Here is an 18,112-nt window from a genome sequence, read left to right as displayed (position 1 = left end):
ATCAGGCAGCCTTTTCGGAGAAAGCCTGATCGAATACGCTGCAAATCCTGTCGCGATCCTGAGCCGCAATCGTAATCAGCGGAGGCCGCACGTTCAGCCATACCCCGTTGCCGCTGGTGTGAGCAACCAGGACTTTGACGGCAGGCGTAACCGGATAGTTAAGCAGGACCTCGACAAGACCTGTTACCCGATCATCGTCACGACCATCCACCGCCATGGCCCGCACGTCTGCGCCCAAGAGGTTGGCCATGCCGGAAATCGCGCCCTGTCCGCCCAGACGGGTTCCCTGGGCCAGATGCCGCTCATCACCGATCATGATGGCAAGATCGCCATGCTCCTTCAAAAGGCGCTCGGTGTGTGCCCAATCGCCACCGGAATCCTTCACGCCCGTGACGATACCGGGAAACGCTGCGCGTAGTCTTGCAACGAGGTCGACGGAGATCTTGACCATCGTGACTGATGGAATGTTGTAGACGATGATATCCCGAGCCTTGGACCCGAGACCGGCGAATACCGCCGAAAACCAGGTGAACAGACCATCATCCGATACGTTCTTGAAATAGGATGGCGGCGCCAGCAGAATGTTGCGCGCTCCCAGATCAAGTGCCTGGGCGGACTGTTCGACAGCGTCGATGACGGAATCGACCAGGACGCCAGCGACAATATTGGCGCCAGAAATTCCAGACGCCTGAAGAGCAGAGAGAACCTTCCCGCGTTCGCTATGCCCAATGGAGCTTCCCTCGCCCGTCGTACCAAAGACAGTCACGCTGTCGCAGTGATGGTTGAGACAGAAGCGAGCATGCTCGGTCAGCATCGGCAGAAGAATGTTTCCGGTCTCATCGAACGGCGTGGTCAGGGCGGCCGACAGGCCAAACTTGCGGGACAATTCTGTGCTCCTCCAACTAACATCATCACCGTACTACGGTAACATGTTAGTCGTAAAGAGCCGATTGCACGCTTTTAACAATCTTTTCGAAAACGCGTATCTATTCCTCCTAAGGGGGGCGGAGCTCCAGCTGAGTGACCGCAATTTATCAGGTGATTGTTTGTGCAGTTGCTAACAATCCGCATGGAAAGAGTGCAATCGCCAAGCTCATCCTGGATGCTTTAAAACCAGAGCGCCATATAACAATCTGATTTATCGATGAAATTTCAGTTTCATTTCGTTTGGCATGAAATCTGCTTTGCTTTTGTGGACTGGGCAGAAGTCCGGCATCCACAACGAAAAGAGGGAACGGCATGACGAAGATACGATCCAAGCCCGAGGGCTCGCAGGCATTTTCCAAGCTGTTGCAGGTGAGCACGATCTTGGGCGCAGCCACTTTTGCAATGTTTGCGACGACGGTCCAGGCTGATGCTGCCAGCACGTTGCGGATCGGAATGACGGCGTCAGATATCCCCCTCACGACCGGTCAGACGGACCAGGGCGGCGAGGGTCAACGCTTCATGGGCTACACGGTCTACAATGCTCTGGTCGAATGGGATTTGACAAAGGCTGACAAACCGTCGGGCCTCGTTCCAAGCCTCTCGACATCCTGGCAGGTCGATGCGAACGACAAGACGAAATGGCTCTTCAAACTCCGGGATGGTGTGAAATTTCATGATGGCAGCGCCTTCACGGCCGAGGCAGTCGTCTGGAACCTCGACAAGCTCCTGAAACAGGATGCGCCGCAGTTCGACAAGCGTCAGTCTGCGCAGGGCAAGTCTCGTATTCCCGCTGTCGCATCGTATAAGGTCATCGATCCCCTGTCTGTCGAGATCACCACCAAATCTCCGGATGCGACGCTCCCCTATCAGTTGAGCTGGATCCTGATTTCCTCTCCCGCAAACTGGGAAGCGCAAGGCAAGAACTGGGACAATGTTGCCCAGAAGCCTTCTGGAACTGGCCCCTGGAAGATGGAAAGCGGCTTCGTTCCACGCGAACGGGCCGAACTCACGCCCAACAAGGATTATTGGGACAAGGCCCGCGTGCCGAAGCTGGACAAGCTCGTACTGATCCCGCTGCCCGAGCCGAATACGCGCGTTGCGGCCCTGCGCTCCGGCCAGGTGGATTGGGTGGAAGCCCCTGCCCCGGATTCCGTCAAGTCACTGAAGGATGCCGGTTTCAAGATCGTCACGAACTCCTATCCGCACAACTGGACCTGGCATCTTTCCCGTGTCGAAGGCTCACCATGGAATGACATCCGTGTTCGCAAGGCCGCAAACCTGGCAGTTGACCGTCAGGGTCTGAACGAGTTGTTGGGCGGACTGTCCGTTCCAGCACAGGGCTACATGCCGCCCGGTCACCAGTGGTTCGGCAAGCCAAGCTTCAAGCTGGACTACAACATCGAAGAAGCCAAGAAGCTGATGAAGGAGGCCGGCTTCGGTCCTGAGAATCCAATCAAGACCAAGGTCGTCATCTCTTCATCCGGCTCCGGGCAGATGCTGCCGTTGCAAATGAACGAGTATATTCAGCAGACGCTCGGCGAAATCGGCATCAACGTCGAATACGAAGTCATGGACTGGAACACGGTCATCAATGTGTGGCGCGCAGGGGCCAAGGATGCGAGCGCCAAGGGCGCGACCGCCGTCAACTACAGCTATTTCATCCAGGATCCCTTCACTGCCATGATCCGCCAATCGCAGTGCAATCTGGCACCGCCAGCGGGCACAAACTGGGGCTATTATTGCGACAAGGATATGGATGCCCTGTTCGACAAGGTGCGCAACACCTTCGATGCGGCGGAACAGGACAAGGTGATGCAGCAGATCCATGAGAAATATGTCAACGACGCTCTCTTCCTCATGGTGACGCATGACGTTGCCCCACGCGCCATGACGGGCAAGGTCAAGGGCTTCGTCCAGGCGCAGAACTGGTTCCAGGACTTCTCGACCATCTCGATGGATTGAGTGACACACGGGCGCGCCGGTCTTTACGATTCCGGCGTTCCGCATCAGCCGCCCGGCGCGCCCGACTTGTTTGTGCCAATTCAACCGATCGAGTGAGACCCTTATGCTGCTTTATGCGCTCAAACGAATTTTGCATGTCATCCCGGTCACGATTGGCGTCAGCATTGTTTGCTTCATGCTGATCCACATCGCGCCGGGAGATCCCCTCGCGGCGATCCTTCCGTCGGATGCTTCCGCAGAGATGCAGGCGCAAATGCGCAGCTTCTACGGTCTTGATCAGCCACTTCCGGTTCAATATCTGCTCTGGGCATGGCATGCACTGAAAGGTGACCTTGGCACATCGATCGCCAGCGGACGTCCAGTCCTCGGCGAAATTCTCGATGCCTCGGTAAACTCCATCATCCTGGCTGTCGCTGCTGCCTGCATCGGCTTCATCACCGGTTCGGTGCTGGGGTTTCTGGCAGGCGTCTTTCGCGGAACATGGATAGATCGCGCGGCCTCTGCTGTTTCGATGCTTGGCGTCAGCGTGCCTCATTACTGGTTGGGCATGGTTCTCGTCATCGCATTCTCGGTCACGCTAGGCTGGCTGCCGGCCATGGGCGGCGGTCCGGAAGGGTCCACGGGACGCGGGTTCAGCTGGGCCTATCTCCAGTTTTTGATCCTGCCTGCCGTCACCATGTCAGTCATCCCGATGGGCATCATCGCCCGCACTATCCGTTCGCTCGTTGCAGACATTCTTTCGCAGGATTTCACGCAGGCGCTCGCGGCCAAGGGGCTGATGAGCAGGCAGATCATGCGTCACGTCATTCGCAATGTCGCCCCAACGGCGCTTTCGGTCATGGGCCTGCAACTTGGATATCTTCTCGGCGGGTCGATCCTCATCGAAACGGTCTTCTCCTGGCCTGGCACCGGATTTCTTTTGAACGGCGCCATTTTCACCCGTGACCTGCCGATACTGCAGGGCACGATCCTCGTACTCGCGATGTTCTTCGTGCTGCTGAACCTTGCCGTCGACGTGCTCCAGAGCGCCATCGACCCCCGTATCCAGAGGAGCTGACCATGAGCGCAGTCACTGCAGAAATCGGCGCGCCTGTTCTCGTCCCCGTCGCAAAATCCCCTGGCTTCTGGAGCAATGTTCTGCGTCGGCTCGCCCGCGATCCGGTGGCCATGATTGCTCTGGCAATCATTGTCATTCTGGTTCTTATCGCGATTTTCGCGCCTTACATCGCACCATACGATCCATCAAAGGGCAGCGTAATCCGCCGCCTGAAACCGATTGGAACGCCCGGATATCCTCTCGGCACCGATGAGTTGGGCCGAGATATGCTCTCCCGCCTGATCCACGGCGCTCGCCTGTCCTTGATCATGGGCGTGATCCCGGTGCCGATCGCTTTCATCATCGGCTCCACCATTGGCATCATCGCCGGCTATGCTGGCGGCATCGTCAACACGCTTATCATGCGAACGATTGACGTATTCTACGCCTTTCCATCCGTCCTTCTCGCGGTGGCATTGTCGGGCGCGCTGGGATCGGGTCTGACCAATGCGCTCGTTTCGCTGACTGTCGTCTTTATCCCCCAGATTGCCCGCGTTGCAGAAAGCGTCACCACCCAGGTGCGCAAGCTCGACTACGTGGATGCCGCCCGCGCATCGGGAGCTTCCGCAGCAACGATCATTCGCGTTCATGTTCTGGGTAACGTACTTGGGCCGATCTTCGTTTTCGCGACCAGCCTGATTTCCGTCTCGATGATCCTCGCATCGGGCCTCTCCTTTCTGGGCCTGGGCGTAAGACCGCCCGATGCGGAATGGGGTTTGATGCTCAACACGCTTCGCACCGCCATCTACAGCAATCCGTTTGTGGCAGCGCTTCCCGGCGTGATGATTTTCATCACCTCCATTTGCTTCAACCTTTTCTCCGACGGGCTTCGTACAGCCATGGATGTGAAATCATGATCAACCTTGTCGGAGAACCCACACATCTCCTTCCCGTGGGCGAGAGGGGCGGTCCGGCTCAGCCTCTCATTTCCGTAAGGGGCCTGCTGAAGCATTTTCCGGTCAAGGGCAGCGGCTTCCTGAAGCCGAAAAAAGTCGTCCACGCAGTGGATGGCGTGAATTTTGACATCCTGAAAGGCGAAACGCTGGGTGTTGTGGGTGAGAGCGGCTGCGGGAAGTCAACCACCGCCCGCCTGCTGATGCAGCTCATCACGCCGGATCGCGGAGAAATCCTGTTCGATGGTGAGACGGTTGGCGAGACGCTACCGCTCTCGGAATACCGGCGTCAGGTGCAAATGGTGTTTCAGGACAGCTATGCCTCCCTCAACCCACGCCTGACGATCGAGGAATCCATCGCGTTCGCGCCCCGCGTTCATGGCGTTCCGGCCGCCAAAGCCATAGCAAGGGCTCACGATCTGCTGCACCGGGTAGGACTTGAGCCGGTTCGGTTCGCCGGACGCTATCCGCACGAATTGTCTGGCGGTCAACGCCAACGCGTGAATATTGCCCGCGCTCTGGCACTGGAACCGCGTCTGGTCATTCTCGACGAAGCAGTCTCGGCTCTGGACAAGAGCGTGGAGGCACAGGTTCTCAATCTGCTGCTGGACCTCAAGCGCGATTTTGGCCTGACCTATCTCTTCATCTCCCATGACCTTAACGTCGTCCGCTTCATGTGTGAGCGAGTGATGGTGATGTATCTGGGAAAGGTGGCGGAGATCGGCGAACGCGATGCCATCTTCGAACGGACTCGCCATCCTTACTCGTCCGCCCTGCTGGCCTCGATGCCGAAAATGGACCCCGGTGAGAGGACGCTCGAACCGCCTCTTTCCGGAGATCCGCCGAACCCTATCGATCCGCCTGCGGGCTGCCGCTTTCATACACGCTGCTCCTTCGCGGAAGATGTCTGTCGCCAGACCCTTCCGCCCCTCGCCCGCATCTCTGGCGCACAATCCGCAGCCTGCCTGATGGCCATGCCGAATTCAGGCCATAGCGGCGCACCGGTACAAATGGAGGCATGACCTGATGACCGATCCAATGATCGATATCCGTAACCTCTCCGTGACATTCAACCGCGGACGAAAGCCGGTCAAGGCCGTCAACGGTGTCAGCCTTTCGGTAAACAGTGGCGAGGTTGTTGCACTTCTGGGAGAGTCTGGATCGGGCAAGAGCGTGACCATGAGATCGCTTCTCCGGCTCCATCCGAAGGGAACCAGCATAGAGGGGTCCATGCGCGTGGCAGGCAAGGACGTGACAGAACTTTCTGCGCGCGAACTCGCAGACTATCGCGGTGCGACCGTTTCCATGGTGTTTCAGGAGCCGCGCCTTGCGCTCGATCCGGTCTACACTCTCGGTCAACAGATTGAGGAAGCGATCATGCGCCACGAAGGCGTCTCCCGACGAGAGGCAGCTTCGCGGGCTCTTGGGCTTTTCGAAAAAGTCCGTATCCCCTCCCCCGAGCGAAGACTTATGAACTACCCGCATGAAATGTCAGGCGGCATGCTGCAACGCTCGATGATCGCCATGGCGATTGCCTGCAATCCGAAGGTTCTGCTTGCAGATGAACCGACGACGGCGCTCGATGCGACTGTCCAGATCCAGATTTTGCTGCTGATCCGCGAGCTACAAAAGGAATACGGGCTATCTGTCATTTTCGTAACGCACGATATCGGTGTTGCCGCGGAGGTCGCTGACCGGATCGCAGTCATGTATGCCGGGCGGATCGTGGAAGAAGGCAAGGTGGCCGACGTCATCCAGAATCCGAAGCATCCCTATACGAGAGGTTTGCTGGGCGCGCGCGTCGAGCTCGCACACGGACGCGACCGGCTGATCACCATCCCCGGCGCGCCTCCGGACCTCGCAGCCCTGCCGCCGGGCTGTGCATTTGCGCCACGTTGTGCAGAGGCCGCCGCACAGTGCCTCACCGATGTGCCTCGCTTGACAGCGATCGACGGTACGGCAAGTGTCGCCTGCGTAAGATACGCCTAGACGATCCTCGCCATGCCCCAAATCACCTTGATCAATCCGAATACATCGCAGGATACCACGGCGATGATGACGGAAATCGCGCGCAAAGAGCTTCCGCCGGATTTCAGTGTCGAAGGAAGGACCGCTCGCCACGGCGTTGCCATGATCCTGAATGCGTCCCAACTTGAGGATGCTGCCGAAGAGACAATCTCGATCGGGCTTCTGGCATCAGCGAAAAGCAAAGGCCTCATCATTAGCGCCTTCGGAGATCCGGGACTGGAGAAACTGAGAGCCGGATGCAGCATTCCGGTCGTTGGCATTTGCGAAGCGAGCATGATGGAAGCCACCATTGGAAAAAGGCGCTTTGGAATTGCCACGGTAACGCCGGAACTGGTTCCAAGTTTTGCGGCAAAGGCGGATGCCTTGGGTGTCGCCAATCGCTACACCGGAACCCGGCTGACACCGGGCGATCCTGTGGATCTGGCCGGATCTCCCGAGCGGCTGTTTGAAGCGCTGGAGAAGGCTGTGAGGGAGTGCGTTGAACTGGACGGTGCCGATGTCGTCATTATAGGCGGGGGCCCTTTGGGACAGGCCGCCCACGCGCTCCAGAAAGCTTTGGCCGTTCCCGTCATCGCCCCTATCGGATCGGCTGTCCGCTCTATCGTTGCCGAGGTCACGAAACGCGCCGCTCCCGCAGAACATCCAACATAGACCTTGCGGCCGCTCGAATTGAGCGGGAAGATCCTGTGCAACGGCAGTATGGAGCGCGGATGCCAAAAGATCGATCTTTTCTTTTCAGGGTAAGGGAGGCCTTACCTGAACTGCGCCCTGCCGAACGACGTCTGGGTGAATTCGTTTGTGACTTTCCGGGCGAACTGGCCAGCTATTCTGCTCAGGAACTGGCATTGCTTGCCCATGTCTCCAAGGCGACGGTCACCCGTTTCATCCAGCGGCTGGGCTATGCCAACTATGAAGAAGCTCGACGCCATGCCCGGATAGACAAGCAGAGTGGATCGCGGCTTTTTCTGAACAGGGCTGAGGAACCGGGGAGACCGCAAACGATAGAAGCGCATGTTGCGCAAGCCATTTCCAATCTGGAAACGACATTCCTCACCATCTCCGAAAGTCAGATCGAGGCTGCGAGCCAGGCGATGATGACAGCCCGCAAGGTATGGGTGCTCGGGTTTCGCAGCAGCTTTCCCTTCGCCTCCTATCTGCAGTGGCAGTTGACGCAAGTTCTGGAGGAGATCGTTGCCATCCCCGGCCCTGGCCAGACACTTGGGGAACACCTTGTGAGTATCGCTCCCGATGACATGGTCGTATTCTTCGCGTTACGCCGCAGGGTGGCGCAGGGGGAAAACATTCTCGCGCATATTCGGAAGACCAAAGCACAGCTTCTCTATATTACCGATGAAAGTGCCCAGTTCGAGAGCGGGCCGACATGGCATTTTCAGTGCCAGACGCTGGCACCAGGGCCTCTCTTCAACCACACGGCTGTCATGACGCTCTGCCATCTGCTGATCACCCGCTGTCTTGAAAAGGCCGGCGTCGAAGGCAGGAAGCGCCTGCGGCAGATCGAGACGTTAAACGAAAAGCTCGATGAGCTGTAGGATCGAAACCACATCAGCTCGAAACTTCAAATTGACCTTTGGCATCGCTGTACGTGATGCTCTGTGTTGCATCGGATGCCGAAAAGCTCAACGTGATGGGAGGCTGCACGGTCACCCCCTCAGCGAGACTGATGTCACAAGTCGCGGAAGATGGGGGAAACGCATAGGTCGGCACTGCCATTCCGACTGCGGCATTTGACATGACCGTGACCATGATGTCGTTTGTTGGCCAGAAGGTCGCCAGACCTTGAACGAGAAGCGATATCGCGGTGGTAATTGCCAGTGATTGCGTTTGGCTGTTCACTGTGAAGGTATTCGCCAATCCAGTCGTGATCGTACTGCCAGAAGCATTCGTCAGCTGTACAATACTTTGCGCGCCTGCAGCTCCGGCGGAACTGATCAAACTTCCATTGAAGGTATAGGCATTTCCGAGAACAGCGCTCTCCCAGGAATTGATAGGGACGACCTGATTTGTCGAAAGCTGCGTCGATGACGTGTAGACCGTGAGGGTATCGGACCAGGTCACCTGAATGTTCATGAGCGGTGCAGTCAGGACTGCAACGACCTGATATTGGGATGAGGCTTGCGGCACGAGAATGGCAACTGAGCCACCCGTTGTGCTAAGCGCCTGGATTCCATCGACATCGAAGGCGATGTTCAGCAGGAAGTTTGTCACGCGTTCTCCTAATGGTAGAGGTGGCCGACCCCTCCCCCGAGAGATCGGCCACCAGCCCTGTAAACCCTCTGCCCGAAATGCCAGGTTTTCCGAGCAGGAAGCTCTAAAGCGTCAGAAAGACGCTTTACCAGGACAGGGTCAGGTTATCGGGACCGGGCGCGGGTGTCGTATTTGACACTTTAACGCTCCGGCCACCGACGTTATAGGTATGGATCTCGCCCAACGGGATGACGTGCGGCTCAGGCTCTCCTTCGCCAATCGCGATGGTGTAGGGCGTCATGACGCCCGTCACCTGGAGTGGTCCCCGAACCTGCCCTTCCCTCAGAAAGGCAGACTGCCTGCGCGGCACTGTTATGACCGATAGCATGACCGATACCTCAATCCATTGATGCTTCGATTGCCGCCTCAGCTCATGATGAACTGATTGTTCTGGTCGTTATAAGCGACGCTCGCAGTGGAGTTGGTGGTATAGGTTACCGTCAGTGCGTTGCCAGCAACCTGCGAGATGACGATACCGTTGTTCGAATAGCTGGACGTATAGATCTGAATCGTCTCGATCGGCGTGAAGATCGCCTGCTGATTGAAAAGGATGCCAACAGCGCAAATCGGAGCGGAAAGCGCCGCGCCGTTGACCGTCGCACCCTGTACGAGACCGCCGGTCACCATCGCCACGTTGTTGATCTTGAGGTTCGGATCGCCGTTGTTGATCTCATACTGCGTAGTACCGACAGATCCGGGGACACCCGCATCGAAATATCCAGCCGTGTTGAGGTTATAGCTGCTACCGGCAATCGCTGTTGCCTGCGAGCTGGTGATGATCTGGGCACCAGCTTGGGCATTGGTCGTCGATGCGTAGACCGAATACTGCTCCGTCCAGCTGACCACGTTGTTGAGCTGAGGCTGGAAAGTGATCCATGCGGTCTGGAGGCCACCAGCTGACTGCTTTGCAATCGTAACGCTCTGCCCTGCCTGGCTCAGAGCCTGCAGACCTGCCTGATCGAATGCAATATTGAGAGTATAATTTGGCATGGTAATATCCTTATCAAGACTTATGTTGGCGGTATGGGGAGATTCCCCGGCGTCTCGTCATGAGCTCCTCCCCGTTGGTGGCTGCATTCCTTTAGATCAATCATTATGAATCAACCTAAAGGTTTTTTATTTGGATATGCAACCTGAAAGAGAAGTTAGAGGTCTTCTCTGACGGTTTCTTCTTCGTCAGTCATCCTGACGTTTGCGTGCTTCATCTCTTCGGTATTGAAGGGGTGATTTGCCGAAATGACGCTTGAACGCCGTCGCGAAGTTGTTCGGCGATGGATAGCCAAATTCGGCTGCGATTTCGGTGATCGAATCCATGCTTCGCATCAGACGGTAGGCTGCACCTTCCAATCTGAGTTTCCGTTGCCAGGCGAGAGGCGGAAGTCCGAACTCCTGCTTGAAAAGGCGGTTTATGGTGTTGTGGTTGCTATGGAAATTTCTGGCTAGCGACCGGACAGATACAGTCCGCTGCGGATCCTCGCTCATGAAGTTACAGATGCGTTCTACAAGTGGGATGGGCGAGAAGCGGTGATATCCTCCTTCATGAGACCAGATCCCGCAACGACCGAGAATCCGAACGCTTAGTTCGGCCGGCGTTAGGGGCCATGCGATGAAGTCGGTAAATCCGGACGCATAGGTTGTTTCACGATTGGCCAGCGCGGGGGGTACGAGAGCTAGATTATGGACATTCGACGAAACCTTCGTGGGGAATTCGTGTCTGCAGTCGAAGATAGCAAAACCCCAGGACCTTGCCTGGTTCTGCGGTTCTCCGTGGTATAGCTGCAAGCCATTCAACGACTGGATTGCAGTGATGATGATCCCCATGAGATTCTGGTCGGTCGAATGAATTTCGAGCGCGATGGAGGTTCCGGTAATTTTGTGAGTGAAATAGATTGAGTGCATGTTACTACCAAATTGCTGTTTAAACAATTTCTGGTAGCAGATTAGTTGTACTACTCTCGATAGCTGGAATCGATCAAATTTATCACTGGTTGCAATTTGCCGTTCTGCACATATGGAAAATCCGCTGCCACAGGGTGACAGCGGATAGAATAGGTCCGGTGAGAAGGACTGTCATGCGTCTATCTAATCGCTCTGAGGTCGGCTCAATCGCCCGGCGCTTTGAAAAAGCCATAGAGTTTGCCGGGATTGCCGCGCCAGATGGAATTCTTCTCCAGAATTTCACCCTTCATGATGAAGCAATCCAGATCCGCAGTAGAACCTTCCTGCATGACGACGCCATAGTGAATGAACGCGCCTGTGGCCAGGGTGCATCCGTTGCCGATACGGATATGGTCTGATTTGAATGCCCCCTCCTCCAGAGAGTGAGCCTGGATGACACAACCTTCGTTCAACGTTACATCGTCACCAATTTGGACCAGCGAACGCTCGGTCAGATTCGCGCCGCCATCATAGACGCGCTTGCCCATTTTGACGCCAAGCGCTCTCAAGATCATGGGCCTGAATGGTGTTCCCGTAAACAGGTTGGTGATTGGCGAGTCCGCCAGTTTCCAGTGCCGTTCATGCCGCCAGAACGAGATATCATAGATCGTTGTCATGTTCGGCTTCAGAGGGCGGAAACGCAGGCTTGCCCATTCGATGAAGATGTGCAGCACAACGGTGACACCGGCAGTCAGGACGACAGCGCCGAACAAGGCGAGGTGCCCCCAGTCTGTGTAGTAGTTCAGCGCGCGATCCCAGATTGCGAGCGTTGAAAACAGCATGATCCATTGAACCGCAAAGAATGTCAGGCCCGTTGCCGCATTGTGCCTGTTCTTCCTCGGCAGTTGCGCGCGTCGCTCGTCCTCGGTGACCCCTTGGATCAGGTCGACATCGCGTTGAACGATACGGGGGATCTCGAAGGGTGGGGAACCCAACAGTCCTACATTTTCGCGCATCGGGCCATCAACAGGGATCATGACCTTGGTTCCGAGAAGAACATTCTCCCCCGTGCGGCCATTCGGCGGATAGAAGATGTTGTTTCCAAGGTAGTTGCGCTCACCAATCTTGGTTTTTTCCAGGCGGAACGCAGTCGCAGACTTGTTGACGTTGATCATGTACAGACCGTCCGAAACCATTGTCCCGGAGCCGATCTCGCAAAAAAGCGGGTTATCCTGCTGTTGATTGCTGCCAAAGTTGGAACCAGTCTGAACCACCTTGTTCAGTTTCCACCCGAGAGCTCGAATGTAATGAACGATGGCAGAACTGTCGCCAAAAAGAAGGTTGAGCAATCGCGCATTGGTGACAACTTCAACAATGGACTGAAGCCAGAAATGGAAACCATAGAGCTTGTAGGTCCGGTTCGGTCGCAAGACGAAGCTGAATAAACGAGGCAGAATGAGCGCGGCAGCCAATAGACCCGCGAACAAGGCAACCAGCGTTACGGTCGTGCCAATCGCCACGACGCCGATGGATTCCTGGTAGTCGTCGGAAACATTCTGCCAATAGCTGTGGAACCACAGCGGGATAGGAGTGACAAAGACGAACAGCGTAATGACCTGGACGATTTCGTACAGAATACGGCGGGTCGTCGAAATCTGGACCGGAGGAACGGGGCAGTAATTGGCAGTCGTCTGGCTGGCAGGAGAGCCGTGCCAATGCTGATCATCAGGTATCCGCTGCCCCCTCAGGAGCGAGGAGGCATGGCCGAGTTGCGACCGATTACCAATACTCGTATCGATGTCGATCATGCAGCCCATTCCCACAAAGGCATTATCGCCAATCGAGATAGGGCCTGTGTGAATGTATCCCGACTGCGCGCGATAGCCCATGAGCATGGACTCCTTCCGCAGGATGGAATTGTCACCAATCGAAATGAGGTCTGTGCAGACAGGAATTGAGCGGCATTCGATCGTCGTATTGTCGCCCAGACGGGCACCTAGCAAACGCAGGTAGAGGCTGTAGAGCGGACTTCCTCTGAAAAGGACGACAGGTGCCGTTTGTATGAGCGTCTTGACGACCCAGAAGCGGTAATATCGCAAACTCCAGATGGGGATGCATTCTGGTTTCCAACGTCCGATCAGCAGCCACTTCATCAGAATCGCAAAGCCGGACATACCGAAGAAGATAGCAAGCGATAGAAGCGCGCATCTCGCATAGAGCTGGGCGGGATCATCCAGCTTATCGTAGACCCAGTTCAATCCACGATTTAGCAACCATAGATCTGCATATGCATAGACTCCATAGAACAAGAGTTGCGCCGCGCCACAGGTCCAATAGGCGAGATTGCTGGCTCGGTGACGGAGATAGGTTTCCTCAACCGCGGCAACCTCCTCCTCTGGTCCCTTGAGGTGTTGCGCCAAACTTGCAACAGAAGGATGCATGTAGATGTCGCGCATCGAGGTGGTGGCCCACTCTTTGCGCATTCTCAGCTTTGCGCAAAAGCGCGCCAGAAGGAGAGAGTTGGCGCCCAAATCGTCGAAGAAATGATCTTCGATCGAATTGACCTTCATGTTCAGCGCTTCCGACAGCGCATCGGTGATGAACTGTTCTTCATCGTTTGATGGAGGAACATGCGGCCGTTCCTTGCTAACCCTCAAGCTCACGGGCCGCGGCAACTTGCGCGTATCGACCTTGTCGGAAACCGTCATTGGCAATGCCGGCAATTCCTCAAGAAAAGATGGTACCATATAGTCTGGCAGCCGCTTTCGCAGCTCTGCGGCAATGGCGCTCCGAGACATCGGATCGACGCCGGACTTGTATGCATAGTATCCGACGAGCTCCACCCGCCCTGGCTCGATCTCCCAGGTGGTCACGGCAGCCTGCGCGATGGACGACTGCTCCAGAAGCACCGACTCAATTTCGCTCAGCTCGATGCGATAGCCACGGATCTTCACCTGAGTATCGATGCGGCCGTGATATTCGATATCGCCTTGTTCATTGATCCGGCCGAGGTCACCTGTCCGGTAGATGCGATGAGAGGGATTGTTCGGCAGTCCAATAAAGTCGGGAATGAATTTCTGCTCGGTCAGATCCGGACGGTTGAGGTAACCAACAGCAAGTCCGATACCAGCAATACCGATTTCACCCAAGTCTCCCGGAGAAGCAAGCTCGGGAGATTCCGGGTCGAGAAGGACGATTGAGTATGTGGGTAACGGCTTTCCGATTGTGACCGGATGATCAGGAGACAGATAGCACATCGTCGCTGTGACGGTGGCTTCCGTCGGCCCATAGGTGTTCAGGATCTGCCGATCGGGACGCCACCATCGCTGCACCAGATTTTGCGGACAATGCTCCCCCCCAACCAGAATAGCGCGAAGTGACGGAACATCGCTCTCGATGGATGACAGGAGGGTTGGTGAGCACGCCATGCAGGTGATTTCGTTGGCACGGAGGAATTCTGCCAGTTCCTCACCGACAAGCGTCATACGGCCGGGTGCCGGCACAATGGTCGCACCGGCGGCGAAGGGAACCCAGATCTCCTCTGTGGAGAAATCGAAGGCAATCGTCATGCCCTGATAGATGCGGTCTTGCGGGCGATAGCCGTAAGCATCGGCTGCAACGCGCACGAAATTGCAGATGCTTCGATGCGCTACAGCCACCCCCTTTGGGCGGCCTGTCGTGCCTGAGGTATACAGAATGTAGCACAGATCATCGAGGGCTGGACTAACTTCAACCGGCGTAGCCTCGAACCTGGACAAATGCTCGCGGTCGAGCGCGACGACGAGATGGGGTACGGACAAGTTCCTCGCACGATCAGCATAGGCCTCCATCGTCACAAGGAGATTGACATTGGCATCCTCCAGAATGAGTGCCATGCGCTCATCGGGGAAGGCCGTCGCAAGCGGAACAAAAACCGCACCAGCCTTTATAATGGCGAGAATGATGATGTATGTTTCAGCTGAGCGATCAACCAGAAGCGCCACGCGGTCGCCCGGCTTCACATTTTGCTCCATCAACATGCGCGCAAACTGATTGGCGCACGTATCGATCTCCGCATAGGTCCACTGGCGGCAGGCATCGATGACCGCCACTGCATCGCCGCCGGACACGGCGCGTTCCGCAAAGATATGCTCGAGCCTCTCGCCATGCCGGGACGGGGTGGGAGATACTGGACCAAAAAGGATCGGGGCATTCTCTCCGACGTCGGAAAGGACAAGTCCGCGCAAATGTGTCCCAATCAAATTCATAATGTCCACCTGCCTACGCTGCGCCACCGCTGATCATATTTGAGGAGACGGTATTACCGGTTCAGGACTCATAATGATTGCAATGAATTCTTGCAGACTCTCGCCTATTCTAGAGCTGCGCCACACCTATGTTTCGGGGCGCCCGGTTCGGTCAAGACTTCTGTTTGGTTCGCCACTTTTTTTTGCATAGTGTGCTAATTCTTCAGCAGATCGACCAAGATCCTTTTACACATGCCCCGATTCTGACCTTTCGTTTTCACACATTAGCCAGCGCTTCAGCGGAACGAGATATCGGTAGATCCCATCATCAGATGTAGACCTCGACCAAGGCTTAAACAATGAGGCTATGGGTCATGTTCCCCGCGGGGAACTACGACCGAAGGCGAGCTATAGCGAGTTCCCCGCGGGGAACTATTGCCCATTCACCCCCGCTCCGAATCGATATAGGTTTGTAGTTGCGCATAATTGCCGCAGTTCCGGTTTTTTGCGAAACATCACCCTCGTTAGAGACATGTTAACCAAGGCTGCTTCTATCTATCGCAATGCAATTGAGGACCCGAATCGTGAACCGCCATCTAAGTAGCCTTGACTTCATGCAAAGCTTTTCGAGCAAGCTTGACAGCGCGCTTCAGAGCTTGACGCTTGCGCAGTACCCTCCGGACTCGCGTCGCGAAATGCGACTTTTTCCTGCGGCTGAAGTGGCAACGCTGCTCGATGTTTCGGAAGCCTATATTCGCCAGATCGTCCAGAAGGAGAAGGGGCCCACTCCGGAAGTCAGCGGCAATGGACGCCGTATGTACACTCTTGAACAAATTCTAGAGTTGAGAATGATGCTTGCGGAAAACGGCCGCAAGAAGTGGATGAACCCTCGCCGCGTTTCCGGCGAAGCCTGCCAGATCATTTCGGTCACGAATTTCAAGGGCGGCTCCAGCAAGACCTCGACGACGGTGCATCTGGCCCATTACCTCGCCTTGCGGGGTTACCGCGTGCTGCTGCTGGATCTCGATCCTCAAGCCTCGCTCACCAGTCTTCATGGAGCGCTGCCAACCTTTGATCCACGGACAGATGACACTTTTTATGCCGCCATCCGGTTCGATCAACCGCGTCCAACACGCGAGCTCATTCACAAGACGCACATCACCGGTCTCGACGTCATCTGTGCCGGACTTGAACTGACGGAATTCGAAACCGCTGTCGCACTCGAGATGCGCAAAAGCGGCACAAGCTTCCTGCTGCGTGTCTCTCAAGCTCTGGAGCAGGTAACGGACGATTACGACATCATCCTGATGGACTCAGCACCGTCATTGAACTTCCTCACGCTCTCCTCGCTGACAGCGGCAACCGGCGTCATCATTCCGGTGCCGGCCCATATGCTGGACGTGGACGCGACCGGTAAGTTTCTGGAACTGGCATCGTCCTACATGCAGATCCTCAACGATGTTGGCGCATCCGTCTCATGGGATTTTGCGAGGTTCCTGATTACCAAGTATGAGCCGAACGACCATCCGCAGGCCAATATGGCTGCCCTCATGCGTCAAGTCTTCGGTGAGAACCTGCTGCTGAACATGATCATCAAATCAACGGCAGTGGCCGACGCACTGACCTGGAAGCAAAGCCTCTATGAAGTGCAGCGTTCGAGATTTTCGTCACCCAAGACCTACGACAGAGCAATTGAGTCGCTGAACGCATCCAATGAAGAAATCGAAAAACTCATCTGGACTGCATGGGGTCGCCAATGAGCCGTAAAGATTCAAAAGGGATGTTCGCCAATGTGCTGGGACAGATGCAGGCTCCGGCCCCTGCCATTCCGACACAGGCGCCGAATTCCCAGTCTCCACATCTGAAGAAAGTCGCCGACGGCATTCGCCAGATGCAGGAGAGGGGAGAAATTCTCGACCGACTGCTGAAGGAAGGCGACCGCATTGCTGAAATCGATGTAGAAGATATCGCCCAGTCGGCAATTCAGGATCGCTTCGAAGGCGCCTATGACGATAGTGCCATGGCAGAGATGCTGGAGTCGATCAGGCAGCAGGGCCAGATCGTACCCGGCCTTGTTCGACCGACTTCGGACGGAATAAAGCCTTTTCAAATCGTCTACGGTCGGCGCCGTCTGGCTGCCGCCAAGGCTTTGGGTCTGAAGTTTCGGGCGATCGTCAAGGATCTGACCGATGAACAGGCAATCATCTATCAAGGCGAAGAAAACACCAATCGAGATGACCTTACCTTCATCGAAAAGTGCAGTTTCGCTCTGGCCCAACAAGAGGCAGGTTTCAATCGCGATGTTATCTGCGCCTCGCTTTCTACGGGCAAGTCGCACATCTCCGAAATGATCCGCATCGCAACAACAGTGCCGGGAGATATTCTGCGTCTTATCGGTCGTAGCCCCGATACCGGTCGGCGACGCTGGATGGAGTTTGTCGAACACTGGCATCAGGCTGACAATGCCGATGGACAGGTGAGGGCGGCTCTTGCCTATGTCAAGGATGGCGCGGACCGTTTCGCGCTGGCGCTCAACGCGCTGAAAACCCAACAGGTCAAGCAGAATACGTCTTCAGTTCACGAGATCGAAGCGAGTGGATTGATTATCGGAACGCTTGCTCATGCAAAATCGGGCTCGAAAATCAATTTCAACAAGTCTGTTCCGACCGACTTTGCGGAATTCATCGCCGAGCAGCTCCCGCTGCTGCATGCCCAGTATCTGAAGAAAAACAGGAAGGAATAGTCCGCAAAAGAAAAAGGCCCCCGAGACGTCGCCGTCGTGGAAGCCCTTCTCATATCCTTAAGCAAGACAGAGAATCGCACTTTCACGAATCGCA

The 18,112-nt window shown here is 55.9% G+C and carries 15 protein-coding genes; 9 read left to right on the top strand and 6 right to left on the bottom strand.

The annotated features are described in order from the left end of the window. Position 1: 1 nt before the first annotated feature. On the bottom strand, positions 2–886 hold the full coding sequence (locus tag ASD54_RS24070; protein WP_062557120.1) for a dihydrodipicolinate synthase family protein: 885 nt from the start codon (positions 884–886) through the stop codon (positions 2–4). 443 nt (positions 887–1,329) lie between these two features. Between ASD54_RS24070 and ASD54_RS24065 the strand changes: the two genes are divergently transcribed. The 7 genes from ASD54_RS24065 to ASD54_RS24035 all read left to right on the top strand — a co-directional run bounded on the left by ASD54_RS24065 (position 1,330) and on the right by ASD54_RS24035 (position 8,456). Continuing rightward, positions 1,330–2,889 (top strand): ABC transporter substrate-binding protein, encoded by a 1,560-nt coding sequence (locus tag ASD54_RS24065; protein WP_062557193.1) that lies wholly within the window; start codon positions 1,330–1,332, stop codon positions 2,887–2,889. 103 nt (positions 2,890–2,992) lie between these two features. Beyond that, positions 2,993–3,946 (top strand): ABC transporter permease, encoded by a 954-nt coding sequence (locus ASD54_RS24060; protein WP_062557119.1) that lies wholly within the window; start codon positions 2,993–2,995, stop codon positions 3,944–3,946. Positions 3,947–3,948: 2 nt separating this feature from the next. Further along, on the top strand, positions 3,949–4,842 hold the full coding sequence (locus ASD54_RS24055) for an ABC transporter permease (RefSeq protein WP_062557118.1): 894 nt from the start codon (positions 3,949–3,951) through the stop codon (positions 4,840–4,842). Further along, entirely contained in the window at positions 4,839–5,900 is a 1,062-nt protein-coding gene (locus ASD54_RS24050; RefSeq protein WP_062557117.1) for an ABC transporter ATP-binding protein, read from the top strand. The genes ASD54_RS24055 and ASD54_RS24050 overlap by 4 nt, the downstream gene beginning before the upstream one ends. A gap of 4 nt (positions 5,901–5,904) precedes the next feature. Then, positions 5,905–6,867: an ABC transporter ATP-binding protein gene (locus tag ASD54_RS24045; RefSeq protein ID WP_062557116.1), complete on the top strand. Its 963-nt coding sequence runs from the start codon at positions 5,905–5,907 to the stop codon at positions 6,865–6,867. Positions 6,868–6,879: 12 nt separating this feature from the next. Further along, positions 6,880–7,557 carry an aspartate/glutamate racemase family protein gene (locus ASD54_RS24040; RefSeq protein WP_062557115.1) on the top strand — a complete coding sequence of 226 codons (678 nt, stop codon included), beginning with the start codon at positions 6,880–6,882 and terminating at the stop codon, positions 7,555–7,557. Between the two features lie 59 nt (positions 7,558–7,616). Continuing rightward, positions 7,617–8,456 carry a MurR/RpiR family transcriptional regulator gene (locus tag ASD54_RS24035; protein WP_062557114.1) on the top strand — a complete coding sequence of 280 codons (840 nt, stop codon included), beginning with the start codon at positions 7,617–7,619 and terminating at the stop codon, positions 8,454–8,456. A gap of 13 nt (positions 8,457–8,469) precedes the next feature. Here ASD54_RS24035 and ASD54_RS24030 read toward each other — a convergent pair whose 3' ends face one another. From ASD54_RS24030 to ASD54_RS24010, 5 genes are all read right to left on the bottom strand, one after another. Then, positions 8,470–9,132 (bottom strand): hypothetical protein, encoded by a 663-nt coding sequence (locus ASD54_RS24030; RefSeq protein ID WP_062557113.1) that lies wholly within the window; start codon positions 9,130–9,132, stop codon positions 8,470–8,472. Between the two features lie 124 nt (positions 9,133–9,256). Next, positions 9,257–9,499 carry a hypothetical protein gene (locus tag ASD54_RS24025; protein ID WP_062557112.1) on the bottom strand — a complete coding sequence of 81 codons (243 nt, stop codon included), beginning with the start codon at positions 9,497–9,499 and terminating at the stop codon, positions 9,257–9,259. Positions 9,500–9,537: 38 nt separating this feature from the next. Next, positions 9,538–10,161 carry a hypothetical protein gene (locus ASD54_RS24020; RefSeq protein WP_062557111.1) on the bottom strand — a complete coding sequence of 208 codons (624 nt, stop codon included), beginning with the start codon at positions 10,159–10,161 and terminating at the stop codon, positions 9,538–9,540. Positions 10,162–10,347: 186 nt separating this feature from the next. Then, positions 10,348–11,070, bottom strand: a complete 723-nt coding sequence (locus tag ASD54_RS24015; RefSeq protein WP_062557110.1) for an AraC family transcriptional regulator — start codon at positions 11,068–11,070, stop codon at positions 10,348–10,350. Between the two features lie 203 nt (positions 11,071–11,273). Then, the gene (locus tag ASD54_RS24010; RefSeq protein ID WP_082547368.1) at positions 11,274–15,296 is read right to left on the bottom strand and encodes a Pls/PosA family non-ribosomal peptide synthetase; all 4,023 of its coding nucleotides are present in this window, start codon (positions 15,294–15,296) and stop codon (positions 11,274–11,276) included. Positions 15,297–15,859: 563 nt separating this feature from the next. On the opposite strand from ASD54_RS24010, the gene repA reads away from it, so the two are divergent. Together repA and repB are read left to right on the top strand one after the other, a co-directional pair. After that, positions 15,860–17,035: a plasmid partitioning protein RepA gene (gene repA, locus ASD54_RS24005; RefSeq protein ID WP_062557109.1), complete on the top strand. Its 1,176-nt coding sequence runs from the start codon at positions 15,860–15,862 to the stop codon at positions 17,033–17,035. Beyond that, a complete protein-coding gene (gene repB, locus ASD54_RS24000; protein WP_062557108.1) occupies positions 17,032–18,018 on the top strand; it encodes a plasmid partitioning protein RepB in 987 nt (328 codons plus the stop codon). Before repA ends, repB begins: the two co-directional genes overlap by 4 nt. Positions 18,019–18,112: the final 94 nt, after the last annotated feature.

It is taken from the genome of Rhizobium sp. Root149 (assembly GCF_001427345.1).
In the GTDB taxonomy this organism is placed as follows: domain Bacteria; phylum Pseudomonadota; class Alphaproteobacteria; order Rhizobiales; family Rhizobiaceae; genus Neorhizobium; species Neorhizobium rhizoryzae.
The sequence above is the reverse complement of the archived record's forward strand: the minus strand, read 5'-3'. Positions and strand labels throughout refer to the sequence as shown.